The following is a 24,954-nucleotide window of genomic DNA, read 5'->3' on the forward strand; positions in this document are numbered from 1 at the left end:
TCCTGAAAAAGGGGCTTTTTTTAGGCCTAGGGTAAACTTACTTAGGCGAATTGATAAGGACGTTTTACTTCATTCGTTTATTCATTTATGGTCAAATACAGCGTGAGAATATAAAGCAATATAGGGAAACACCATGACAAATCCAATGATGCATCAGGTCGTGATTACCGAAGTAGGTGGACCAGAAAAATTAGCCATTGAGCAAACTACAGTGCCAGAACCTAAAGCCGATGAGGTTTTAGTGCAAGTCCATGCTTTTGGATTGAATCGACCAGATATTTTGCAGCGTCAAGGTTTATACCCAATGCCGAAAGGCGTGACCCCTGTGCCAGGTTTAGAAGTTGCTGGTGAAGTTGTTGCAGTTGGATCGGATGTTCAAAAGTTTAAAGTTGGTGATCAGGTGTGTGGTTTAACCAATGGTGGTGGTTATGCTGAATATTGTGTTGTGCCTGAAAGCCAAACTTTAAATATTCCAACTGGCCTAAGTTATGTACAGGCTGCCGCAATTCCAGAAACATTTTTTACCGTATGGGCTAACGTGTTTCAAATGGGGAAAGCTAAAGCAGGAGAAACAGTACTCATTCATGGTGGCACTAGCGGAATTGGGACCACAGCATTAATGTTGTGTAATGCACTGGGTCTGAAGACCTTTGCAACCGCTGGTTCGGATGAAAAAGTTCATGCCATTGCTCACTTAACGGATGCAATTAATTATAAAACACATAATTTTGAAAGTTATATTTTAGAAAAGACCGATCAGGCAGGGGTTGATGTCATTTTAGATATTGTGGGTGCACCTTATCTTGAACAAAACTTGAATTTATTGCGTAAAGACGGTCGGTTGGTTTATATCGCCTTCCTTGGTGGAGCAAAAGCCAAAGAGGTCAAGCTTGGTCAAATTATGATGAAGCGTTTGACCATTACTGGTTCAACTATGCGTGCGCGAAATACGGCTGAGAAAGCAGAGATTAGCCAAGGTTTACAAGAGCATGTTTGGCCGTTGTTGGAGCAAGGTCAATGCGTTCCGATGATTTACAAAACTTTTAAGTTTGACCAAATTCAAGATGCACATCGTGCTATGGATACAGGTGAGCATATTGGTAAAATCGTGGTTGAAGTCATTTAATCAAGAGCATGATTGATCGTGAAGTGAGCTTGAATATTGTGTAATGCGCATATATTGAAGCTTCTCCTCATGTTGCATGGCTACACATCAAGTTAAGACTGCTCTTTATGTTGGAAATATGAGAGAATACTAGATTCCTTTTAATGTAAATGAGCAGTGCATGACTGAACAATCTCCTGAGCAATTAAGTGATATCGAAATTTTAGACATCTTAAAGTCTATGAAAAACGATAAGCTCAATGTTGAAGCCAATCAAATCATTCGTGATGGAGGCAAGGCTGGACGTCAGGAAGCACATAAACAGGCTTTAGTAGCATTACATCAATCTTTTGAAGAGAAATTCGTTGAAGCGGTAACTTTGGCGTTACATTTGAATTCGACTCAAGCGAAAAAAATTCGCTATAAAAAAGACCGTATTCGTATTTTAAAAGCGCAAGGGATTGATTATTTAGCGATTGATGGTGCCGAAACTGCACAAGTTCTGGCTCAAATTGCGCAAGCGATTACTCGTGAAGATGCTACGGTTACCGAAGATTTACACAATATTTTCCCTTTCTGGAAGCAAGGTTGGCCAATGGTGCAGTTCGACAATGCATACAAAATTTTAGAAGATGATATTTTGATCCACTATCAAGCTGTTTTAGAGGCTTTATTAGAAAAGTATTAATCTTTTAATAAGCCTTAAAAATAAAAAAGAGCACCATGAGTTGCTCTTTTTTTTGGGGGGAAGTTTTAATGCCAGTATTAAATAAAGTGGAAATATTTCAAAAATTACAGCGGTGACCAACATCAGAAAGCAAATAATAACAGCTCCCTTGATTGTGAATTTTTAGTGTTCACCAAAATGGATTACTGCTAGCCCACACAATAAATAAGTTGATAGGACTAAAGGTGGCAAGAGATATATTAATTGTCCAGCAATTGTCAAACACGCCCATTTCCACAAAGCTAATACCATATACCTAATAGCTTCCGACAGTGTGTGCAAGACGCCAAAATAGAATGCATCCTTTTGACATCAAAAGGTAAAGGTGTATTAGTGATTGCATGGATTGGAATCAAATGGTGTCCCATAGTTCTAGGCAATCATCTTTGAGTGTGTTCGCTTTATTTAATATTGAAGTGAAATCAGTCGTATTTAAATCATGCTGATTTTTAAATATTTTTAACAACCCCATTCTTTTTTCTATTCAATAAAATATATTTATCCAATATGTCTAGGAGCAAAATTGCTATGGACGAGTATTGAATGAATGTAAAAAAGCCTTACAGGGTTTGTAAGGCTTTAGCTATGAAGAACAGCTAGCACTTATTCTTGTGGTTCTGTGTCACTTGCATCTTTCGGTTCTGGAAGCAAGCGAGTCACTAACAACTGGTCGATCTTAAAATGGTCTACATCCACCACTTCAAATTTATAACCACCAAAAATTACGACATCCGCAGGGCGTGGAATTTTACGTAAGCGGTACATCATAAAGCCAGCGAGTGTTTCGTAGTTTTCTTCATCAGGCATTTCATCAATTTCGAGAGCATGTTTCATATCCTCAATGGGGGTGCTGCCATCAATCAACCATGAATTATCATCGCGCTTAATAATTTGTTGCTCTGCTTCAATCGGGGTAACCCAGTCACCCATGACTGTAATCATAATATCAGAGAGGGTAATGACACCGACGACCAATGCATATTCATTAATAACAACCGCAAATTTCTCCTTACTCGCACGGAATCGATCAAGTACTTCAGAAAGCGTTAAGGTATCTGGAATAGTGAGCACATTACGAATGGTCGATTCATTGAGTTGATTAATTTTTTGGTTATTGAGGATGCGCACCAAAATATCTTTGGCATCGACATAACCAATCACTTGATCAATATTTTCATTACAAACGAGAAATTTGGAATATGGGTATTCAGCCAGTTTTTGTCGAATACTGTCTTCTGCTTCATTTAAGGTAAAGTAAATGACATTTTCACGTGTAGTCATACTTGATGGGACATTGCGTTCTTCAAGTTCAAGTACATTTTCAATAAAGTGATGTTCTTGCTTTAATAATACACCTGCTTGTGCGCCTGCATCCATGACCGCAGAAATATCATCAAAGGTAATGTTGTCATCACGGATGGTATTCACCTTAAATAAGCGGAAGAGCAGATTTGCAAGGGTATTAATGATCCAAGCCAAAGGTTTGCAAACTTTAATAAAAACTTGAATTGGATTAATGACTGCTATGGAGATTTTTTCAGGTGCAATCATCGCCAAACGTTTTGGCATTAAATCGGCAAATAAGATGAATAATGATGTGACTAAGGTAAATGAAAGTGCAAAACTGATGCTCTCTGCCCAAGCACCAGAGTAAAAACGCGAAACAAAATTTAGAAAATAAGGTCGAAAAGCCCCTTCACCTAAAATACCACCCAAAATCGCGACTGCATTTAGACCAATTTGAGACGCTGCAAAAAAGTCAGCAGAATTTTCCTGTAAGTCTAAAACTTTCTGTGCTCGTTCTTCGCCTGCTTCAGCCAGAATTTTTAATTTGACTTTGCGCGCACCTGCAAGTGCAATTTCTGTCAGAGACAGAAATCCCGCTCCCGCAATCAGAAGGGCAATGATTATAATATTCTGGAACAGACTCACGAAATCCACCTGCGGATCATCATTATTATGAAATATTTTTAACACAAAAAAGCACTAGGGGAATAATTGAATTATGCCCGAAGTGCTAACAGTATAATCTTAAAAAAGAAGAATTTAAGAAAAATCTAATTAATAATGTGAAAATTGTGAGTTATTTAATAAAAATTCACGATTTTCTTCTTCGATCATTTGGCGTGCAACATACAAAATCAATTGGCGTAACCAACGATGTGCTGGATGATGGTGTAACAGCGGGCACCATGCCATTTTTAACTCGAATTCGGGAATATAGAACGGAGGATCTTTGATTAATAAATGCTGGCTCTTGGCCTGAAGGCGAGCAATACGTGTGGGCAAAGTTGCAATCAAATCTACATTTGATGCTAATAGCGCTGGCATTTGATAATGGCGCGTAAATACAGAAATTTTACGTTTTTGTCCGATACGTTCTAAGGCTTGATCAATCCAACCTAACCCAGCTTGTTTTTCAGGATTTACCCCAAAACCTACGCCCATCCCAGTTTTTGACACCCAAATATGTTGCGCATCAAGATAACTTTTTAAGTTTAAGTTTGATGCAGCTGGATGTTTACCATTCAGTAAACAAGAAAAACTGTCACGCCATACTAAAACTTGGTGGAAGCTTTGCGGAATTTCGTTGAATCGGTTAATCGCTAAATCAACTTTACCTTGTTCCATGTCACGATAGGAAACGTCACTTGGGGTAAGAAAGTCTAAAACAACATTCGGCGCTTCTGAACGCAAAGCTTTAACTAAACGAGGAACTAAGGTCGCTTCGGCATAGTCCGAAGTCATAATGCGAAAAACACGATTAGAGGTATAAGGACGGAACTCTGTACGTGGTTCTAAAATCATGGAAAGGTCAGACAACGCATCGCGAATTCGTGGCTGTAATTCAAGCGCACGTTCAGTCGGTGTCATGCCTTCAGAAGAACGAATCAATAGAGGGTCATTAAAGAGATTACGAAGACGACGTAAGATGTTACTCATTGCAGGTTGGGTAACGCCCAATTGTTCTGCTGCGCGTGTGACATTTTTCTCACGCAATAATACATCAAGATAAATGAGTAAATTAAGGTCGACCCGCTCCAGATTCATAAAATAAATACCAAGAATAAACTTATGAAATTATGTTGATTATGCCATAAGCGATAAGGCTTGTGTAGAAAATATGATGAAAAAAAGCTGGAGGGAGGTAAATGGATTGGGAACGAATAGTAAAGTAAATCAGCTAAAAATGAAAGTTTTCAGCCTTGAAAAGATCAAGAAATAATAATTCTGATTGAATCGTTAAGGTGAGCTAAAATTTATAAATTTTATGGCTTTAAGAGGTGTCCAAAATGGGAATCGTCGAGTTTATATTTTATACAGTTGTATTTAAATGATTGAACGGAAAACTATTGAATAAAGTCACCCAAACTAAGCATAAAATCGTAAATAAAAGGGGGGCAAGACTTAAGTCTAATGATTGTTTTTTAATCCAATTTCGCAATTTGTAAGAAATAATATTTTTTTGGAAATTAAATAAATATTTAAATAACAATACTTTGTTTAATATTTGATTACTTATAATATGACTTTGATCTACATATTTTTTTAAAAAATACCGAAAATTACTTGAGGATATTGGATTAATTTTATAACTCAATCTAATCTGTATTCATCGTAATGAAGTGTAGTAAATCTGAACAAAAATCATTATTCGGATTCTAATGCTTCAATTGATGAAATCCTAATATTATTACAGGAAAATATCATGACTACATACCAAACAGCGATTGATGCAATCCGCGAATTAAAAGCAAAATTCGGTAACACATGGGCAGACATCAGTCCTGAAGATGCTGCGCGTATGCAATTACAAAACCGTTTCAAAACTGGTTTAGACATTGCTAAATACACAGCGGCGATTATGCGTCGTGATATGGCTGCTTATGATGCCGATTCTAGCAAATACACTCAATCATTAGGTTGCTGGCATGGTTTCATCGCACAACAAAAAATGATTGCGAACAAAAAATACTTCGGTACAACTGAACGTCGCTACATCTACCTTTCTGGTTGGATGGTTGCTGCTCTTCGTTCAGAATTCGGTCCACTTCCTGACCAATCTATGCACGAAAAAACTTCTGTTCCTGCATTAATCGAAGAAATCTACACTTTCTTACGTCAAGCTGACGCGAAAGAATTAAACGATTTATTCCGCGCACTTAAAAAAGCTCAAGAAGCTGGTGATACTGCTAAAGCTGCTGAAATCACTGCTCAAATCGACAACTTTGAAACTCACGTTGTGCCAATTATTGCTGACATTGACGCTGGTTTTGGTAACGAAGAAGCAACTTACTTACTTGCTAAGAAAATGATCGAAGCTGGTGCTTGTGCGCTTCAAATTGAAAACCAAGTATCTGATGCGAAACAATGTGGTCACCAAGCTGGTAAAGTAACTGTTCCACACGAAGACTTCATCGCTAAAATCCACGCACTACGTTATGCATTCTTAGAAATGGGTCTTGACGACGGTATCATCGTTGCACGTACTGACTCTGAAGGCGCTGACTTGACTCAAAAAATCCCAGTGGTTAAAGAGCCAGGCGACATCGCTTCTCAATATATCAGCTACTTAGATACTGTTGAAATTGATATTGCTGATGCTCAAGAAGATGAAATCTTGATCAAACGTGATGGTAAATTACACCGTCCTAAGCGTTTAGCTTCTGGTTTATATCAATTCCGTGAAGGTACTCAAATTGACCGTGTTGTGCTTGACTGTGTAACTAGCTTACAAAATGGTGCTGACCTTCTTTGGATCGAGACTGCAACTCCAAACGTTGAAGAAATCGCTCACATGGTGAACCGTGTTAAAGAAACAGTTCCAAATGCGAAACTTGTTTACAACAACTCGCCATCTTTCAACTGGACTTTAAACTTCCGTCAACAAGCTTACGATCGTTGGGTTGCTGAAGGTAAAGACGTATCTGCATACGACCGTGCTAAATTAATGAGCGCTGAGTATGACAACTCTGAATTGGCTGCTGAAGCTGACGAAAAAGTACGTACATTCCAAGCTGATGCTTCTCGTGAAGCAGGTGTGTTCCATCACTTGATCACACTTCCGACTTACCACACTGCTGCTCTTTCTACTCATGAGCTTGCACAAGGTTACTTCGGTTCTGAAGGTATGTTGGCTTATGTTGCTGGCGTACAACGTAAAGAAATCCGTGGTGGTATCGCTTGTGTTAAACACCAAGCAATGGCGGGTTCTGACATCGGTGATGATCACAAAGAAATCTTCTCTGGTGATAACGCTCTTAAAGCGCACGATGATGCTAAAAACACAATGAACCAATTCGCTGCTCACTAAGTCGCGATCTGATTCAAAAAACCCTGCATACGCAGGGTTTTTTTATGGAGAATTTTTAAATAAAAATTACTTTAGTTGATTGCTTTATTTAAGATGTAATGTTCAGCCAAGTTCCCTTCAATTTTCTTACCATCTTGGTCAAGTGCATAAAGTCGATTTTCTGCAATAAAGTATTTGCGCTGATCACCATTTTTATCCAATGTAATGACACTACCACTATTGTCAAAACTGAATTGACCTTTAACTTTAAATGGATTGTTATCACCTTTACCCAAGTATGTTTCAGTTAAGTGATAGGTTGAATCGGCATTTAAAACTAATAAGGTCTTAATGCCTTCACAGTCCGCGCAAGGCAATATACCCTGATAATCTCCAGCCCAGTCTAAAGAATTTTGGGCATTATGTGCAGAATCAATTTCGGCTGAAGAGGCAACTTTAGCTTCAGGTGTAGCAGTGTTTACTTCAGCATTTTGAGTGGGTTTAGAGCAAGCAGCTAATGCACAAGTAGTTAATAGTGTAGCAATCAGTGTTTTATTCATCATTAGATTCCCAGTATTGTCATAGAGTAAATAATTAATTGATTTTATGACCAAAAGGTAAAATAAATTATTTGATAAATAACTGAAATATTTAAAATGTAAAACAAAGTAGCATTGTGTAATGTTCCTTACGCACCAGTAACCAAGTTGAGTTCTGGGGGCATAGCATGGATTGAATGGTAATGACGAGATATTTGCTTACAAATGAAATGTGCTGTGGCAGTGAACAGTACTATGGCGTGAATAAGAATTAATTGGTTATTTATCCATATTTTCCGTAGTTTAATGTCTAAAAAATTACATAATGAAAATCATTCAATAATTAAAATTTTGAGCTAAAAGGCGATAACAAACAATTTATACATTTATATATTAATGGGGTGATTTTTAACCAATTGGTACTTTTTTTATTCGATTAGACTGGTAGAATTCGCTGTCTTTTTTTGTTGGTTTTGGTGTTGCTGTGTTTGAGAAATTGGCTGAACAATCTTTGGCATTGATGGGGTGGAAGACAGATAATCAATGGCCTGAGCATTTAGATCAATGTGTCATGATTGCTGCACCGCATACCAGTAATTGGGATGCTCTTTACGCGCGTTTGGCTTTGAAAGCCCTTGGTGTCAATGTTCGTTTAACGATCAAGGATAGTTATATGAAATTACCTTTTGGTCCTTTTGTGCGAGCAATGGGTGGAATTGGCATTAATCGTCGTCCTAAAAATGAAGGTGAAGCTCGACCAAGTATGGTGGAGTTAATGACGGATTTGTTTAAAACACACCCTAAATTAGTGATGCTTGTTACACCTGAGGGTACGCGTTCAAAACAGAAACAATGGAAAACGGGTTTTTATCATGTGGCCGTTAAGGCGGGTGTCCCGATTGCGTTGGCCTATATGGATTATGAAAAAAAAGAAGCGGGTGTTGGTAAGATTGTTTACCCAACAGGTAATTATGAGCAGGACATGCAAGAAATTATGCAATTCTATGCTGATATTCAGCCTAAATTTCCAGAAAAATTCAGTGTTGATACCCGTTATTTGAATCAACAAGATGCCTGATGAATTTAAAGTGATTTTCAAGCGAGGTAGTTAAAGACTAACCTCGCTTTTTTTGTCTCACAACTTTATTGGCTTAAGCCTCCAAGCGACTGACAAGCTTCTTTATAATGTTCATATTCAGCCGAAATGACTTCAGGCAGTGGCTCATGAAACAGAATGTCACCATCTTTGTAACTTTGAACATAAGCTTCAACTTTTTTTCTGGAGTTACCTAATGCATATTCATAGTAATTAATGATAGGGCTATGCATCATCTGGCTAGATTCAATATTGTGGCATTGAAAATGTTCGAGTAGTTTTTCAGCTTGTTTTATTTCTTTGCTGGTGCCAAAAGCGCAACCTGTGAACAGCAGGGCACAAGTAATGAAGGAAAGGCGTAACATGAGGAATTGCGTTTTATAAAAGTGCTCAGCATTCTACGTGCCAATCAAATGATATAAAATCTTTTTAATGTATAGATTTGATTCTTTGCCCGTAAAGTAAACAGTGGTGCAGTAAAACCAAAAAAGAAAAATTCAAATAATCGTTTTTGAATGGTCAGTAGAATTCTAAAGAAGTAAGATAGTGCAGAATCAATTGCTGGTCCAAATCATGAAAATTGTGGCTGATGAAAATCTTGCTTTTACCGATTATTTTTTTGCAGAATTTGGTGCAATCCAACATGTCCCAGGTCGCAATTTAAGTCATTCTGATGTTGTAGATGCTGATGCACTCTTGGTGCGCTCGGTAACCAAAATAAATGCCACATTACTACAAAATACAGCACTTCGTTATGTGGGTAGCGCTACGATTGGTACAGATCATCTAGATATTCAAGCTTTAAATGCTGCGGGTATTCCGTGGTCGAATGCTGCGGGCTGTAATGCACAAGCGGTTGTGGAATATGTGATTACTGCTCTTTTACATTTAAAACCTAAACTGATTTCTGCTCAGCAAAACTTTTGTTTGGGGATTGTGGGATTAGGGAATGTTGGTTCTCGCTTAGCAACTATGGCACAGCTATTGGGCTGGCAGGTGATTGCCTATGATCCTTTTGTGCAAAGAGATCATGTCACGCAAGTGGATTTTACACAGTTATTACAACAAGCCGATGCAATTTCAATTCATGTACCTTTGACCAAAGCAGGTCAACATCCAACTTATCATTTATTTAATGCGACAACTTTGGCTCAAATGAAGCCGAATGCCATATTGATTAATTCGGCACGTGGACCTGTGATTGCAGAAGCTGATTTAATGCAAGATATTCGAAACACCCATCGTACAGTGGTATTGGATGTCTTTGAGCATGAGCCAGAAATTTCATCTGAACTATTAGAGCTTTTGGCACTGGCGACACCACATATTGCAGGGTATAGCTTAGAAGGCAAGGCACGCGGTACTCAGATGATTTATGAGGCATTTTGCCAAGTCTTTGCTCAAGCTGCGACAAAACGGTTTGAAACTCAACTTCCAAGTTGTGAGCAATATTTTGCCCAGGCTGATTTTAAAACCGTGCTGACTCAACATTTAAAACAGATTTATGACATTGCTCAAGATGATGCCAATTTAAGAGCATGCGTAAAGCAAGGTAAAGTTGAACAACAAGCCTTTGATACTTTAAGAAAAAACTATCCGCTTAGACGTGAGTGGGCAGCACATGGAGGCCCTCAGGCGTGATTCAAGTTCATTATCAACCGACTTGCGATTTAGCGGCAATGCAAGCGCGTGCCAAAATGTATGCACAAATTCGACAGTTTTTTGCTGAGCGTCAAGTTTTAGAAGTTGAAACTCCAATCTTATCGCAAGCTGGTGTAACCGATGTGCACTTAGCTTCGGTACAGGCAAAGCGCCATGTACAAGGTAAACTTGCAACACATTATTTGCAGACTTCACCAGAATTTGCCATGAAACGTTTATTGGCAACGGGCAGTGGACCAATTTATCAAATTTGTAAGGTTTTCCGTGACGATGAGCATGGGCGTAAGCACAACAGTGAATTTAGTATGCTGGAGTGGTATCGTCCGCACTTTAGTTTAAAAGATTTAATGTTCGAAGTTACTGATCTATTAAATGTGACTTTGGCGCAGCGCTTTGGTGAAATCCGTCCAACCATTTTGAGTTATAAACATGCGTTTATGGATCGCTTGGAGTTAAATCCTTTACAGGCTAGCTTGAAAGAACTGAAAGATTGTTGTCAGCGCGTCGGTTTAAATCTGGATTTGGGTGATGATCGACTTGGATATATTGATTTACTGTTTTCACATTTTGTAGAGCCTAGTTTAGGTTTTGACACCGCTGTATTTTTGACAGACTTCCCGCCAGAGTTAGCGTCTTTGGCAAAAACCAAACATGATGAAGATGGTGAATTGGTTGCAGCACGTTTCGAACTGTATATCGAAGGTTTGGAATTGGCGAATGCTTATGATGAATTGATTGATGCAGATGTATTACGGCAACGTTTTGAGGCAGATAATCAAGAGCGTAAGCAATTAGGCTTGCATGTGATGCCTATTGATGAATATCTATTAGCTGCTTTGCCAAATATGTCAGAATGTGCAGGGATTGCTTTAGGTTTAGATCGTCTGTTGATGGTGGCGACTGAAAGAATGCGCTTGGAACAGGTGATTACTTTCCCGGCACAGATTGCATAATCATAAATTACTTCCAAGATACAAAGCCCCTGATTGATTGAGATCAGGGGCTTTTATTATTCTGACTTATTTGTCGCTGCATGTTGCGCTTTATAAGCTTCCAAAGCTTGAATACGACGTTGAATCAACATTTCACCAATTTCAGAACCTTGGACATTCTCAGGTAAATCTTGTGCTTTAATTGTGCGCACAATTTCCATCGCATCACGCATATAGGTGGCTTGAGGATACTCACGATCTTCTAGTCCAAGACGTCCGCGTGCATCACACTCACAGGCTTGTATGAAGGCTTCAACACGTTCTGGACGGCGTAGTACATCAAGACGCTGTAGAAGACGCCAGAGTGTTCCAGGTTTCAATGCAAATGCTTGATGGCACTTTAAGTGTTCTTTACAAACGGCCAAGGCCAATTGTTTGGTTTGAGTCGGTACTTTTAATCGATCACAGACTTGAGTTACGGGTGGAATTCCACGCTCTTCATGCATGATATGCCGAGGTAATTCATGCTCAGGGGTGAGGGCTTTACCCAAATCATGCACCAAAACAGCAAAACGTACATCGAGTGAATAATTCGCTTTACAGGCTTGATGAAGAGACATAAGTGTATGAACGCCACAGTCAATTTCGGGATGATATTCAGGACGTTGCGGAATGCCGAAGAGTGCATCAATTTCAGGAAATAAAACTTTTAAAGCCCCGCAAGCTTCTAAAACCTCGAAATAAACATCTGCATGAGGTTCCATGAGTGCACGTGAACTTTCTTTCCAAACGCGTTCGGGGGTGAGTGCATTCAATTCACCTGATTCAGCTAGTTGTCGCATTAAATCAAGCGTTTCTGTGGCAATACTAAACCCTAAAGGTTTATAACGTGCAGCAAAGCGAGCTACACGTAATACGCGAAGTGGATCTTCTACAAATGCATCGGAAACATGGCGGAGTATTTTATTGGTTAAATCTTGTTGACCTTGATAGGGATCATAGATTTTTCCTGCTTCATCCATCGCTATCGCATTAATGGTTAAGTCACGGCGAATTAAATCATCTTCAAGGGTTACGCTAACATCGGTAAAGAACTCAAAACCATGATAACCCTGTCCTGACTTACGCTCAGTACGGGCTAAAGCATATTCTTCTTTTGATTCTGGGTGTAGAAAAACGGGAAAATCTTTGCCTACAGGCTGATAGCCAAGTGCCAGTAATTGCTCTGGAGTAGCACCAACAACAACATAATCTTTTTCGTGATAGGGGTGTCCGAGTAAGTGATCTCGTACTGCACCGCCTACTAAATAAACTTGCATGAAAAAACCTCTATTCTTCAAGCAATCATGCTACAGAATAGAGGTTTTCTCAAGTCAATAACTTGAGCTTTTCACTAAAGATTAAAGTGCTTCAGTTTCAGCTTGCTGAATTTCAGCCACAGTTAATGCTGTCATGTTTACTAAACGACGTGTTGTCGTCGTTGGGGTAAGGATATGAACAGGTTTCGCTGCACCTAATAAAATAGGACCAATAGTAACGTTATTACCAGAAGTTGATTTCAATAGGTTGAATGAAATGTTGGCAGCATCTAAGTTCGGCATAATTAACAAGTTCGCAGAACCTTTGAAACGTGAGTTCGGGAAGGCAAAATGACGAATGGTTTCGTCCATTGCCGCATCACCGTGCATTTCACCTTCAACTTCAAGTTCAGGTGCAATTTCACTCAAGATTTCAAATACTTTACGCATTTTTTGTGCACTTGGATCATTTTGATCTGAACCAAAACTAGAATGCGAAAGTAGAGCAACACGTGGAGTAATACCAAAACGACGTACTTCTTCAGCCGCTAGAATGGTCATTTCAGCCAACTGTTCAGCTGTTGGATTCGTATTTACATAAGTATCCGCAATGAACAAGTTACGATCTTCAAGCATTAATGCATTTAAGGTAAAGAAGTTAGTACGACCTTCTTTCAAGCCAATCACATTTTTCACGAAGTCTAAATGAATGTCATAGCTTGAATATGTACCACACAGCATACCATCTGCTAGACCATGTCGAACCAACATACCCGCGATTAAGGTAGAACGACGACGTGCTTCACGATGTGCGTATTCAGGTGTTACCCCTTTACGTTGCATGATGTCGTAGTAGTCTTCAGCAAATTTTTCGTAGTTCGGGTTTTTCTCTTGGTCAACAATTTCAATGTTTACACCATTTTCTAAGCGTAGACCTAATTTCTTAATGTTGGCTTCGATCACCGCAGTACGACCCACCAAAATTGGTTTCGCCATGCCTTCATCTACAGCAATTTGTACAGCACGTAATACACGTAGATCTTCACCTTCTGCATAAGCAATACGCTTAGGATCTGTTTTTGCTTGAGCGAAAATCGGTTTCATAATGAATGCAGAGTTATAAACAAACTCAGACAAACGTTGGCGATATGCCGAGAAATCTTCGATTGGGCGTGTTGCAACACCAGAATCCATAGCTGCTTGTGCAACTGCTGGTGCAATTTCAAGGATTAAACGTTGATCAAGTGGGCGTGGAATTAAATAGTCACGACCAAAAGATGCAGATTTTTCACCATAAGTTGCAGCATCTGCTTCAATGTGTGCCATACGCGCAATTGCGTATACACAAGCAATTTTCATTTCTTCGTTAATGGTTGTTGCACCCACATCAAGTGCGCCACGGAAGATATATGGGAAGCAAAGTGCATTGTTGACTTGGTTTGGATAGTCTGAACGACCTGTTGCCATGATCACGTCATCACGAACTTCATGTGCATGTTCAGGTAAAATTTCTGGATCTGGGTTAGCAAGGGCAAAAATAATAGGATCTTTTGCCATGACCTTAACCATTTCTTTGGTTAGGATACCTGCTGCTGAAAGACCAAGGAACATGTCTGCATCTGCAATCACGTCAGCTAGCTGTGTACCTTCAATGTCTTGTACATAGCGTTTTTTTGAGTCATCTAGACCTTCGCGCTTGGTTGTGAGTAGACCACGTGAGTCAGCAACGATAATGTTTTCTTTCTTTGCACCAATTGCACAAAGTAAGTCTAAACATGAAAGAGCAGCAGCACCTGCACCAGAAGCAACAATTTTGATTTCTTCAATTTTTTTGCCATTTAACTGAAGTGCATTCAGTAAAGCAGAACCTACAATGATTGAAGTACCGTGTTGGTCATCATGGAACACAGGAATATTCATGCGTTCGCGAAGTTTACGCTCAATGTAGAAGCATTCAGGCGCTTTAATGTCTTCGAGGTTAATCCCACCAAAAGTTGGTTCTAACGCTGCAACAATATCAACGATTTTGTCTGGATCATTTTCAGCGATTTCGATGTCGAATACATCAACACCAGCAAATTTTTTGAACAGGACGCCTTTACCTTCCATGACTGGTTTTGACGCCAATGGACCGATGTTACCTAGTCCAAGTACTGCGGTACCATTACTGACAACGGCAACAAGGTTACCACGTGCAGTATATAGGGCGGCAGTTGAAGGGTCGCGTTCAATCTCTAAACAAGGCGCAGCCACACCTGGGGAGTAAGCAAGTGCTAAGTCATGTTGGTTGACCAGCTGCTTGCTTGGTGTAACACTGATTTTACCTGGGGTTGGAAACTCGTGATAATACAAAGCTTGCTGTTTTAATGATTGATCGTCCATCTGAATCTCGTTTGTTACTGAGTGGTCCAGCGTATGCTGGTGGTTTTGCTGAATTTGCTCGAATATACCATTACTTGTCTTTTAAGCCCAGTCGAACACGCTTCTTTTTTACACAAACTTAGACCTCAAGCCTATTGACTTAGACTAAGAAGGGATAAGTTTGTGTAATTGCAAGTATTCGGTGGCATTTTTTTCAGAGAGTGGTTTAGAAAAAAGATAACCTTGGGCAATGTCGCATTGTAGTTTTTCCAGATAGCAGAGTTGCTGTTCAGTCTCAATCCCTTCAGCGACGACTGTTAATCCCATTGCTTTACCCATGGCAACCATGGCACTAATAATCGCATCTTGTTTGCCATCTCCAATGTTGGCAATGAAGGCACGATCTATTTTTAGAATATCAATTGGGAAATCTGCGAGATAAGCCAGAGAAGAATAGCCTGTACCAAAATCATCTAAGGCAATATTAATATGGCGTTGCTTAATTTGATCCAATAATATTTTGACAGTTTTTGAATTTTCAATCAGGGAAGATTCAGTAATTTCAAGTTCTAAACTTTCACCAGAAATTTGATACGTTGCAATGGCTTCATCTAAATCGGAGAGAAGTTGTCCACGTTGTAATTGTTGAGCAACGACATTGACAGATACGCAAATATTTTTAAAACCAATCGAATTCCAATAGCTAATTTGCTTAGCTGTTTTACGAATGACGATTCTTCCAATATCTGAAATTAGGCTGGTTTTTTCAGCCATTGGAATAAAAAGTGCAGGGGGAATAATGCCTTTGGTTGGATGATTCCAGCGAACCAAAGCCTCAAAACCGTAAACATGTTGATCTTTAAAGTCGATTTTAGGTTGATAATAAACAACCAGCTCATCATTACGAATGGCTTGGCGTAAGTCGCGTTCTAAATAAATGCCTTGTTCAAGTAAAGCGGTGTTATCGCTCGAATAATATTTCATGGTGTGACCGCCTAAACGTTTCGCTTCAGTCAAGGCTTGTTCAGCACAATTATTTAAATAATCAAGTTGTCGACCATGTTCAGGATAGAATGAGATACCCATTGATACGGTAATAATATGTTCTTGTCCAAAAATCTCAAAAGGTTCGGCAAAAGCATCTTGAATACGCTGACAATGTTGTTGAATAGAAGGGCGGATATGAGAAATCTCATACACAATAGCAAAATCATCACCATTTAAATGTGCTAAGAACAGTGCATCCGTGTTGGTCAAGCGCAGACGCTGAGCGACTTGTCTTAACAGTTCATCGCCACCATTATTGCTTAAATATTCATTGAGAGGGCGGAAGCGGTCAATATTGAGTCGAATCACAGCAAGCTGTTGAATGGAATCTTGATGAGATACTAAGTATTGATGTAGTTGATAATTATAATAAAAACGGTTTGGTAAGTCCGTTAATGTGTCGTAATTTTCTAAATAAGATAAGCGTTGTTCCTGAAGTTTACGTTCTGTCAGATCAGAAACAATCCCAATATAGTTTATGACACGATTATGCTCATCCTGTATGGCATTGATATGTAGCCAAAATGTCAGTTCTTTCCCTGTGCTAAATTTTTCAGTGAGCTCGCCATCATATTCCCCTGTACGGGCTAATTGCTCCAAAATTGCCTGATGATTTTGTTGCTGTGAGGATTTATGGTTTGATGTGATTGCAAAAAGATGCTGACCTAAAAATTGGTCTTTATCAAAGCCTGTGATCTTTTCATAAAAAGGGTTTACATTGACATAATTTAAATGTTTGTCGAGGATAAAAATACCTTCAGCTGCTTGCTCTAAGACACTGGCAGCCAGTTTTAAACGCTCTTGATCGGTACGTTCCTGATGAATATCACGCTGTATACCCACCATACGCAAAGGTTTCTTATTGGTTGGATCACGTTCAATCACACGTCCAATATCATGTACCCACGTCCATTCACCATTGGGTTGCTGTACACGATAGGTAGCTTCATAACGATCGGTCTCGGCACGAAGATGCTGTTTTAACGCTTTTTTAAAACACAACAAATCATCTGGATGAATGATGTTTTGTAGCTGAATACTGTGTTCTTTTGAATGCTTACGCTTTTTTTGCTGCTGGTAGTTACTGACTGATATGTGACGTTTTTTAATATTCCAGTCCCAAGGTTTTAAACCTGCGATTTCATGGGCAAGATCCAAGTTTTGTTGCTGATTTTCTAGATTACGGTTCATTTGTTCAATATCAAAAGTACGTTCTTGAATTTTTTGCTCTAAGTGCTGGTTATTTTGCTGTAGTTGTAATTCAATTTCTTTAGATTTGTTCATTTCATTTTGCAGCTGTTCGCATAATTCTTCAGTCCGAATCACTTGTTGCTCAGCATTTTTTATGAGTTGACCATTGTGCAAATATAAAGCAGATAAGCGTTTATGAATTCGTACAGTTGAATTGGCACACAATAAAATGACGATGAGAACGAAGTTCACGGTCAGATGAAATAATTGGTTAATTTGATCAGTAAGTATAAATTGAGATATAAAATAGGGAACAATAGATGGAATGAAAATTAAGCAAAAATAATCAAGCCGTTGGGTTAAGAAGGTAAGTGCTAATGCTTGAGTCACGATTAACAGTAAGGCCGATAATGTTAAAGCGTGGACAGGTTCAAAACTTGGATTGACCTGAGGTAAATAGTAATAAATTAGACTGATTCCAGTAGCAATCAGAATACCTGTTCCTAGGCAGAGAAATTGCACCCAGTGATGTGCTTGGGAGATGGTGTATTGTTCAAATTTAAATCGAGTTGTGGTCAGTATCCAAAAACTGCCAACGAAGAGCTCTGTGAGCAAGAACCAAACATTAAAATAGAGAGAAAAGTGCGAAAAATTAAATTGGTAAACACAATAAACATATAAAAAAATAATGAGAATACTCACCAAAAATAATTGGATATGCCTTATGGAATTATGAATTTGCGCAGCTTGTAACTGCGATCTAAGATTCGCATCTAAAAAATCGGGCATAACATTCATAACCTTATTTTTGTTTTGTTCTAGATACTGTATAGGTTATACGTTCCATTTATTTACTTAGTCTTTTAATAAAATCACAAGGCATTGAATCACTTTTAGATTAATCAGGTTATGCATAAATATCAATCTTATCTATCCGTATTTTCGTCTTTTTAGAAAAACTATGGTCTAACACTGTAATTTAGGATGGCTAATGCAACAACAGGGGCAGTTTCGGTACGTAATACTCGCTCGCCGATGCACCAGTTAACAAAACCAACCTCATTTGCAGTTTGAATTTCGGTTTCACTTAAACCACCTTCGGGCCCAATGAGCAGTGCAATATTTGCCTTTGCGTTGCTCAAAGGACTTGTTTCATCCTTATTAGGTGCGAGCACAAGTTTAGTCTCTGGCAGTTCAGACGCAAGCCATTTCTCTAAACTGAGTGGTGCAAGAATTTTTGGCACAATGTTCATGCCACATTGTTCACAGGCTGCAATCGCAATGCCTTGCCAATGATCTAACTTCTTTTGATCACGGTCATATTTCAAGCGCATTTCACAGCGTTCAGAAGTCAACAGTTGAATTTCGGATACACCCAGTTCAACAGCTTTTTGAATGGCATAATCCATACGATCGCCTTTACTCATCACTTGACCAAGTAAGGTATGAATAGCAGGAGTACGATTGGATGGGTTAAATGTCAATACTTGAACTTTGGCCGACTTTTTCGATACATCAGTGAGTTCAACGTTATATTCCCCCCCTTGCCCATTAAACAAGGTGGCTTGGTCTCCCACTTGCGCGCGTAGTACTTTACACCAATGATGAAAAACAGTTTCGGTCAGTTCAATCTGTGTATCAACCGCTAATTCAGCTTCAATATAAAAACGTGGCATAAAGTACAACTCGTCAAGTTAGGATTAAGCTAAACCAAGGTCAGTGACAAGCTGACGAGTTGGATCAGTAGTATTCATCGTGTAAAAGTGTAAGCTTGGAGCACCACCAGCAATCAGGCGTTCACAAAGTTTGACCACAACTTCATGGCCAAAAGCTTTAATGCTTGCCGTATCATCACCATAAGTTGCTAGTTGCTTGCGAATCCAGCGTGGAATCTCAGCGCCAGTTCCATCTGCAAAGCGAATCAAGTTGCTTGCATTGGTAATTGGCATAATGCCAGGTGCAATTGGAATATTTACACCTTCTTTTTGAATACGATCTACAAAGTAAAAGTAGGCATCTGGATTAAAGAAGAATTGGGTTAAACCAGCGTTAGCACCGGCATTGGCTTTATCGCAAAAACGTTGAATATCTAAATCAAAGCTTTCTGCTTGTGGATGCATTTCAGGATATGCAGCAACTTCAATGTGAAAGTGATCATTTGAATGTTCACGAATAAAGCGAACCAAATCTGTTGCATAAGGTAATTCGCCTAGACCAACCTGACCAGAAGGCAAATCCCCACGTAAAGCCACGATGCGGTCAATACCTTGGGCTTTATAGATGTCGAGTAATTCAGCGATACGAGCTTTGTCATCGCCAATACAAGATAAGTGTGGTGCAACTGGTGTGCCTTTACCATTAAATTCAGCAATGGCAGCTAAGGTACGTTCACGAGTTGAGCCACCAGCACCATAAGTAATTGAGAAGAACTCTGGATTTAAGAGTTGTAGTTCTTGGTGTACGACTTTGAGCTTCTCTGCACCCGCATCCGTTTTGGTCGGAAAAAACTCAAAAGAAATAGGAATGTGTTTCGACATGTTCAAATCCTTTTTTATAAATGCTTGTATTAGTTTTTACCCTCAGCCTGAAACCTCTTCTAGAGAGAGGAACCTTGCGGTATTTAATTCAGGGAAAAATCCTCTCCTGACAGGAGAGGATTTAGCAGAGATGAAAAATTAGTATTTATAAGCGTCCGATTTGAATGGACCTTCAACCGCTACACCTAAGTAGTCTGCTTGTTCTTGAGTCAATTGAGTCAAGACACCACCAAAACCAGCAACCATTGCCGCAGCAACTTCTTCATCTAATTTCTTAGGTAGAAGTTCTACACGAATCGCAGCTTGTTTTTGATCTTCAGGAAGATCAGCAAATTTTTCAGCAAATAAGTGCATTTGACCCAAGACTTGGTTGGCAAATGAACCATCCATAACGCGTGAAGGGTGACCAGTCGCGTTACCAAGGTTAACTAAACGACCTTCTGAAAGAAGAATGAGGTAATCGCTGTCATTTTCAGAACGGTAAACTTGGTGAACTTGAGGCTTAACTTCAACCCACTTGTAACCACGTAAATATGCTGTGTCGATTTCAGTATCGAAGTGACCGATATTACATACAACAGCGCCCGCTTTTAATGTATCTAACATTGCAGCGTCACATACGTGGTAGTTACCCGTTGTCGTTACAATTAGGTCAGTATTTTGAAGAAGATCAAGATTAATGTCTTCTTTTTTACCTGTTTGAACACCGTTTTTGTAAGGAGCAACAACTTCGTAACCGTCCATACATGCTTGCATTGCACAGATTGGGTCAACTTCAGTTACACGTACAATCATGCCTTCTTGACGAAGAGATTGTGCAGAACCTTTACCTACGTCACCATAACCAATCACAAGCGCACGACGACCAGAAAGGAGCATGTCTGTTGCACGTTTAATGGCATCATTTAATGAATGGCGGCAACCATATTTGTTGTCGTTTTTAGATTTAGTTACTGAGTCGTTAACGTTAATTGCAGGAACTTTAAGTGAACCGTCTTTCCACATTTCAAGCAGACGTTGAACACCTGTCGTGGTTTCTTCAGTAATACCGTGAATTTTAGCTAAAACATTTGGATACTTGTCATGTACAAGTGCAGTTAAGTCACCGCCATCATCCAAAATCATATTGGCATCCCAAGGTTTGCCATTCACATTGATTTGTTGCTCTAAGCACCACATGTATTCTTCTTCTGTTTCACCTTTCCAAGCAAATACAGGTACACCAGAAGCCGCAATTGCCGCTGCAGCATGGTCTTGAGTAGAGAAGATGTTACAAGAAGTCCAACGAACTTCCGCGCCCAATTCAACCAATGTTTCAATAAGAACAGCAGTTTGAATGGTCATGTGGATACAACCAAGGATTTTTGCGCCAGCAAGTGGTTTTGCAGCAGCATAGCGCTTACGTAAGCCCATCAATGCTGGCATTTCTGCTTCAGCAAGTTTGATTTCTTTACGGCCGTAGTCAGCTAGAGTGATGTCAGCAACTTTGTAATCTGTAAATGAAGCATTAACCGCGTTCATTACGATCTCCTTAATTAAAAATAAAAATTGATCATTATGTTCGCGGATGCCGTTGTTGATTAGCACGAATCTCTAACCGAATCGTCGAGCCTAGCGATTTCACATTACTGTTTTTGAAAATCAGCCTGTGAAAAAGTCGCAGCATCCCTCGACTGCGGGCTATTGTACTTGGATTTATCTTGAGTTCCAAATGTAATTTGTACATTATGAAACCGTATAATTTATATAATGTTCATGAGTAGAATTGATGATGAAGTTTGGAAGTGTTGATATTCCAGAAAATTTGATTAAATCATTACAAGAAAACAAGGTGATTATCTTTGCAGGTGCTGGAGTTTCGATGGGAGCTCCTGCCAATCTTCCCGACTTTATTACTTTAACTCGCAAAATACTAAACTTAGATGAGCTTGAAAAATTTGATAATCCAGATCAAAAACTTGGTGAAGGTTTTGATCAAGGAGTAAGAATTCATGAGCAATGCATAAGAGTTTTAAATCAAGGTACACCAGAGCCAACAAAGTTGCATCATGACATTTTCAAACTTTTTCCTAAAAAGCCACGTATTATTACAACAAACTTTGACCTTTTATTTGAAACAGCTTTTAAAAATCTAAATCCTGATGGTGTAATCAAGAAATTTAATGCGCCAGTATTTCCGTTAGGGAACAATATTGAAGGTGTTATTTATTTACATGGCAATGTAACTGAACCAAGTTCAATGGTCTTATCAGACTCTGACTTTGGAAGAGCATACCTTTCTGAAAGTTGGGCAAAAAGATTATTAACCGATGCTTTCTTAAATTACGATTTTATATTCATTGGATATTCTTATAACGATACAATTCTAAAATATTTAACTCGTTCTTTACCTAAAAATAGGAAATCTAGACTCTATGCTTTTGCAAATATAGAAGATGGAAATATTCAGCAGGTTAATCATTGGAAATCGTTAGGGATAGAGCCTCTGATTTATCAAAAAGAAAATGGAAAGCATCTACAATTACCAGAAGCTGTAGAAAAAATTGCACATTTTTTAAATTTAAGTATTTCTAGTTATGAAGAATTTATTTGTTCTAAAGTTATAGAGTATGAGCAGAATCAATTAGAGGATGCTAAAAATTATGTAAAGTTCTTTTTAACATCAGATGATGCTTATAAACATTTTTTTAAAGTTGCAAAACCTCAAGTTTGGTTAAAAAAAATAAAAGAAGATCGGTCTTTATTTGATGCAGTAATGAAACATGAAGATGAATTCTTTCAGTGGGCTGTATGCTATTTAGATCAACATAGTGATGAATTGATGGAGTTGACCATTCAATATTCGAATTTAAAGAACAATCAGAATTTATTATGGAGAATATTTAGAAAATTAAATGATTCTCAAGAAAAAAACAGCTATTGGAAGTGGTTTTTATTTTTGGAAAAGGATTTATATGCCCAGAATAATTTGCATAACGGAGTACATTCGTGGGTTTGTAAAAAGCTAATTAATTTTGATTTAATTAAAGAGTTTGGGCGTGCATTAGAAGCTTATTTGAGTATCCAAATTAAACCTGAAATTCAATTTTCTATAAGTGAATATGAGTTTTTTTCTATAATTGAACGAGTTAAAGGAAACAGATTTTTTTATTACCAGACAGTCCAAATTTTAATAAATAAGGTAGAAGAATATGACAATATTTTGACGTTGTATGGCAAACAAAAAATACATACATCATGGACAAAGCAAGAAATTTGGGAAAAAGATAAAAATTACAGTACAGAGCTAGACTATGACTTGGTTGATGGCATTGTAGATTTGTTTTCGGAAGAAAAGTTATCTAATGATATTGTTAATCATTTTTCAAAAGAGTGTCTATCTTCAAGCAGTATCTTGCTAAAGCGACTTGGAATTTATTTATTGAGTCAGTTTAGTTCTTATGATACGGATTTTATTTACAGCTTAATAAACTTGAAGATTGATTGGTTCGATATAGAATTTAAGGCGGAAGTTTTTAAATTTTTAGAATTGCAGTACAAAAAATTATCAGATGCAAGAAAATTTGAAATCATTACAAAAGTTAAGAATAATAAAAATTTTAGTAATTACACAAAATTCCAATGGTATGCTTGGATTATTAAAAATGATCCTGATTATTCTTTAGCTCAGAAAGAATATGATTTAATTGAATTGAATAATTCTTATTATGAATTAGATGATAAACCATACTTATCATTCCGTTCATCAGGGGTATACTCTGTAATTAATATTTCACCTTTTGATGTAAATGAAATTCAGGCTAGAAATGATTACATTTGGTATTTAACTCTATTAGAGTATGATTTTTATAGACATTCTTTTAATAGTGGTAATGACTTAGGGTATGTCGGTCTTTGGCAAGAAATTGAAAAAGCAGAACCTAAGTGGCTATTAGATTTTATTAATTTTGCGATAGAAGTCACCCCTGAGCATTCAATCATTGAGAGAATAATAAGAAGGGCAAAAGGTTGGGAATTTAATCAAGAAATACATAAAAGTTTTTTTTCTATTTGTCAGCTAATACTGAGGCTGAAGGATGATAAGCAATTATATGCGCTTGCAGTTTTTTTAGATGATCTACAGCAGACTGATTACTATCTAAAAAATTTAGAGAAATATAGTGAGTGGATAGAGGTAGCTGAAATAATCCTTAATTTAAATAAAAACCAAGGATCTTCTGTTTTCGGTGATGTTGATAAATTTACTCTTAGTCTAAATAGTGTGAATGGTTTATTGGCATTGTTCGTCATTAAATTATACGAACTTTCTAAAACTGAAAAACAAATACAAAAAAAATGTGAGATGTTTATCAAGTTGTTAATTAATAAAGATAGCGAAGGTTATGGGGTAATCTGGTTTATGAGTTGCTACTCGTTTATTAAGCAACGCAATTCATTGTTTGCTCAAAAAGAGTTATTTCCGCTTCTCTTGTCAACTGATAGCAAAATTCAATTACAAGTCTGGAATGGATTTCTAAGAAATGCACACTTGGAGTTTGCAGAATTTAGAGAAATTAATAGAGAGTTCTTTAATATATTACAAGGTGCTTTAAATCATAATGATAAGCAACTTATTCGAGGTTTAACAGAATTATATGTATATAGTATTTATTTTGAATATCATGAAGATTCAATTAAGTCTTTAAGGAAATTACAGCGATTAGAAAACCAAGAAATTACGGAACAAATTTTAGAAACAGTACGGAAAATTTTGCCTAAAGAAAATGATATTGAGAAAGTTTGGTCATGGTTGGGAGAGTATATAAAAGATCGAATAAATCAAGTTAATCAACTATTAACTAAAAATGAAATTTCGAAAATTTGGTATTTGTTGACTGATCATTCAGCCATTATTGTTAATTTGAAAGAGATTGTTGTACAACTTCCTTTTAAGGAGGAGTGGGTTGGATTTTTACATGATATGTCCAGAAATCATGTAGATATTGTTTTAGGTCAGGAAAGTTTGTGGTGTGAGATTCTAGGTTTCTATCTTGATAATCAAGATGATCGAATCACTGGCTTGATTTATGATGATGAAAGAAATTTTTTAAAATCACTAATTGATCATGATTATGCGAGTATTCTTCAAACAGCATTATCAAAAAAAGGGATTCGGCTTTAATAAAT

General features: G+C 37.9%; 17 protein-coding genes. 7 read left to right on the forward strand and 10 right to left on the reverse strand.

Annotation, left to right across the window (positions count from 1 at the left end):
• Positions 1-133: 133 nt before the first annotated feature.
• Both C3F34_RS12340 and C3F34_RS12345 read left to right on the forward strand, forming a co-directional pair.
• Complete coding sequence (locus C3F34_RS12340; protein ID WP_104441714.1) at positions 134-1,126, forward strand: NAD(P)H-quinone oxidoreductase; 993 nt, start codon at positions 134-136, stop codon at positions 1,124-1,126.
• Between the two features lie 160 nt (positions 1,127-1,286).
• Complete coding sequence (locus tag C3F34_RS12345) at positions 1,287-1,793, forward strand: hypothetical protein (RefSeq protein ID WP_044739940.1); 507 nt, start codon at positions 1,287-1,289, stop codon at positions 1,791-1,793.
• A 642-nt stretch (positions 1,794-2,435) separates the two neighbouring features.
• Here the strand turns inward: C3F34_RS12345 and C3F34_RS12350 are convergent.
• Both C3F34_RS12350 and C3F34_RS12355 read right to left on the reverse strand, forming a co-directional pair.
• Complete coding sequence (locus tag C3F34_RS12350; protein ID WP_016166892.1) at positions 2,436-3,764, reverse strand: hemolysin family protein; 1,329 nt, start codon at positions 3,762-3,764, stop codon at positions 2,436-2,438.
• A 129-nt stretch (positions 3,765-3,893) separates the two neighbouring features.
• Positions 3,894-4,883, reverse strand: a complete 990-nt coding sequence (locus tag C3F34_RS12355; RefSeq protein WP_016166891.1) for a LysR family transcriptional regulator — start codon at positions 4,881-4,883, stop codon at positions 3,894-3,896.
• Between the two features lie 658 nt (positions 4,884-5,541).
• Between C3F34_RS12355 and C3F34_RS12360 the strand changes: the two genes are divergently transcribed.
• Complete coding sequence (locus C3F34_RS12360; RefSeq protein WP_104441715.1) at positions 5,542-7,146, forward strand: isocitrate lyase; 1,605 nt, start codon at positions 5,542-5,544, stop codon at positions 7,144-7,146.
• A gap of 71 nt (positions 7,147-7,217) precedes the next feature.
• On the opposite strand, the gene C3F34_RS12365 is transcribed toward C3F34_RS12360, so the two are convergent.
• Complete coding sequence (locus C3F34_RS12365) at positions 7,218-7,685, reverse strand: copper resistance protein NlpE (protein ID WP_104442347.1); 468 nt, start codon at positions 7,683-7,685, stop codon at positions 7,218-7,220.
• Positions 7,686-8,148: 463 nt separating this feature from the next.
• On the opposite strand from C3F34_RS12365, the gene C3F34_RS12370 reads away from it, so the two are divergent.
• On the forward strand, positions 8,149-8,742 hold the full coding sequence (locus C3F34_RS12370) for a 1-acyl-sn-glycerol-3-phosphate acyltransferase (protein ID WP_104441716.1): 594 nt from the start codon (positions 8,149-8,151) through the stop codon (positions 8,740-8,742).
• Positions 8,743-8,807: 65 nt separating this feature from the next.
• Here C3F34_RS12370 and C3F34_RS12375 read toward each other — a convergent pair whose 3' ends face one another.
• Complete coding sequence (locus C3F34_RS12375) at positions 8,808-9,125, reverse strand: hypothetical protein (RefSeq protein WP_016166887.1); 318 nt, start codon at positions 9,123-9,125, stop codon at positions 8,808-8,810.
• A 208-nt stretch (positions 9,126-9,333) separates the two neighbouring features.
• Here C3F34_RS12375 and C3F34_RS12380 point away from each other — a divergent pair, with 208 nt between their 5' ends.
• Together C3F34_RS12380 and epmA are read left to right on the forward strand one after the other, a co-directional pair.
• On the forward strand, positions 9,334-10,401 hold the full coding sequence (locus C3F34_RS12380; RefSeq protein ID WP_104442348.1) for a 4-phosphoerythronate dehydrogenase: 1,068 nt from the start codon (positions 9,334-9,336) through the stop codon (positions 10,399-10,401).
• Complete coding sequence (gene epmA, locus C3F34_RS12385) at positions 10,401-11,375, forward strand: EF-P lysine aminoacylase EpmA (RefSeq protein WP_104442349.1); 975 nt, start codon at positions 10,401-10,403, stop codon at positions 11,373-11,375. Before C3F34_RS12380 ends, epmA begins: the two co-directional genes overlap by 1 nt.
• A 56-nt stretch (positions 11,376-11,431) precedes the next feature.
• Here the strand turns inward: epmA and C3F34_RS12390 are convergent, their stop codons facing one another.
• The 6 genes from C3F34_RS12390 to ahcY form a co-directional block, all read right to left on the reverse strand.
• Positions 11,432-12,673: a multifunctional CCA addition/repair protein gene (locus tag C3F34_RS12390; RefSeq protein WP_104441717.1), complete on the reverse strand. Its 1,242-nt coding sequence runs from the start codon at positions 12,671-12,673 to the stop codon at positions 11,432-11,434.
• Between the two features lie 81 nt (positions 12,674-12,754).
• Positions 12,755-15,034, reverse strand: coding sequence for an NADP-dependent malic enzyme (locus tag C3F34_RS12395; RefSeq protein ID WP_016166883.1), 2,280 nt, complete (start codon positions 15,032-15,034; stop codon positions 12,755-12,757).
• A gap of 144 nt (positions 15,035-15,178) precedes the next feature.
• Positions 15,179-18,040, reverse strand: a complete 2,862-nt coding sequence (locus C3F34_RS12400) for an EAL domain-containing protein (RefSeq protein ID WP_044739942.1) — start codon at positions 18,038-18,040, stop codon at positions 15,179-15,181.
• A gap of 170 nt (positions 18,041-18,210) precedes the next feature.
• Positions 18,211-18,927, reverse strand: coding sequence for a 16S rRNA (uracil(1498)-N(3))-methyltransferase (locus tag C3F34_RS12405; protein WP_044739943.1), 717 nt, complete (start codon positions 18,925-18,927; stop codon positions 18,211-18,213).
• Positions 18,928-18,951: 24 nt separating this feature from the next.
• On the reverse strand, positions 18,952-19,788 hold the full coding sequence (metF, locus tag C3F34_RS12410; RefSeq protein ID WP_016166880.1) for a methylenetetrahydrofolate reductase [NAD(P)H]: 837 nt from the start codon (positions 19,786-19,788) through the stop codon (positions 18,952-18,954).
• 138 nt (positions 19,789-19,926) lie between these two features.
• Complete coding sequence (ahcY, locus tag C3F34_RS12415) at positions 19,927-21,309, reverse strand: adenosylhomocysteinase (RefSeq protein ID WP_044739944.1); 1,383 nt, start codon at positions 21,307-21,309, stop codon at positions 19,927-19,929.
• A 247-nt stretch (positions 21,310-21,556) separates the two neighbouring features.
• On the opposite strand from ahcY, the gene C3F34_RS12420 reads away from it, so the two are divergent.
• On the forward strand, positions 21,557-24,949 hold the full coding sequence (locus tag C3F34_RS12420) for an SIR2 family protein (RefSeq protein ID WP_104441718.1): 3,393 nt from the start codon (positions 21,557-21,559) through the stop codon (positions 24,947-24,949).
• Positions 24,950-24,954 lie beyond the last annotated feature (5 nt).

The organism is Acinetobacter sp. ACNIH2 (genome assembly GCF_002934965.1).
Classification (GTDB): Bacteria; Pseudomonadota; Gammaproteobacteria; order Pseudomonadales; family Moraxellaceae; genus Acinetobacter; species Acinetobacter tandoii.

What these genes read in the sequence shown, in the direction of transcription:
- C3F34_RS12400 (WP_044739942.1), bottom strand. Translation starts at nt 18,040, where the DNA reads ATGCCCGATTTTTTAGATGCGAATCTTAGATCGCAGTTACAAGCTGCG.
- metF (WP_016166880.1), bottom strand. Translation starts at nt 19,788, where the DNA reads ATGTCGAAACACATTCCTATTTCTTTTGAGTTTTTTCCGACCAAAACG.
- C3F34_RS12340 (WP_104441714.1), top strand. Translation starts at nt 134, where the DNA reads ATGACAAATCCAATGATGCATCAGGTCGTGATTACCGAAGTAGGTGGA.
- C3F34_RS12345 (WP_044739940.1), top strand. Translation starts at nt 1,287, where the DNA reads ATGACTGAACAATCTCCTGAGCAATTAAGTGATATCGAAATTTTAGAC.
- ahcY (WP_044739944.1), bottom strand. Translation starts at nt 21,309, where the DNA reads ATGAACGCGGTTAATGCTTCATTTACAGATTACAAAGTTGCTGACATC.
- C3F34_RS12395 (WP_016166883.1), bottom strand. Translation starts at nt 15,034, where the DNA reads ATGGACGATCAATCATTAAAACAGCAAGCTTTGTATTATCACGAGTTT.
- C3F34_RS12380 (WP_104442348.1), top strand. Translation starts at nt 9,334, where the DNA reads ATGAAAATTGTGGCTGATGAAAATCTTGCTTTTACCGATTATTTTTTT.
- C3F34_RS12355 (WP_016166891.1), bottom strand. Translation starts at nt 4,883, where the DNA reads ATGAATCTGGAGCGGGTCGACCTTAATTTACTCATTTATCTTGATGTA.
- C3F34_RS12420 (WP_104441718.1), top strand. Translation starts at nt 21,557, where the DNA reads ATGATGAAGTTTGGAAGTGTTGATATTCCAGAAAATTTGATTAAATCA.
- C3F34_RS12360 (WP_104441715.1), top strand. Translation starts at nt 5,542, where the DNA reads ATGACTACATACCAAACAGCGATTGATGCAATCCGCGAATTAAAAGCA.
- C3F34_RS12405 (WP_044739943.1), bottom strand. Translation starts at nt 18,927, where the DNA reads ATGCCACGTTTTTATATTGAAGCTGAATTAGCGGTTGATACACAGATT.
- C3F34_RS12390 (WP_104441717.1), bottom strand. Translation starts at nt 12,673, where the DNA reads ATGCAAGTTTATTTAGTAGGCGGTGCAGTACGAGATCACTTACTCGGA.
- C3F34_RS12375 (WP_016166887.1), bottom strand. Translation starts at nt 9,125, where the DNA reads ATGTTACGCCTTTCCTTCATTACTTGTGCCCTGCTGTTCACAGGTTGC.
- C3F34_RS12365 (WP_104442347.1), bottom strand. Translation starts at nt 7,685, where the DNA reads ATGAATAAAACACTGATTGCTACACTATTAACTACTTGTGCATTAGCT.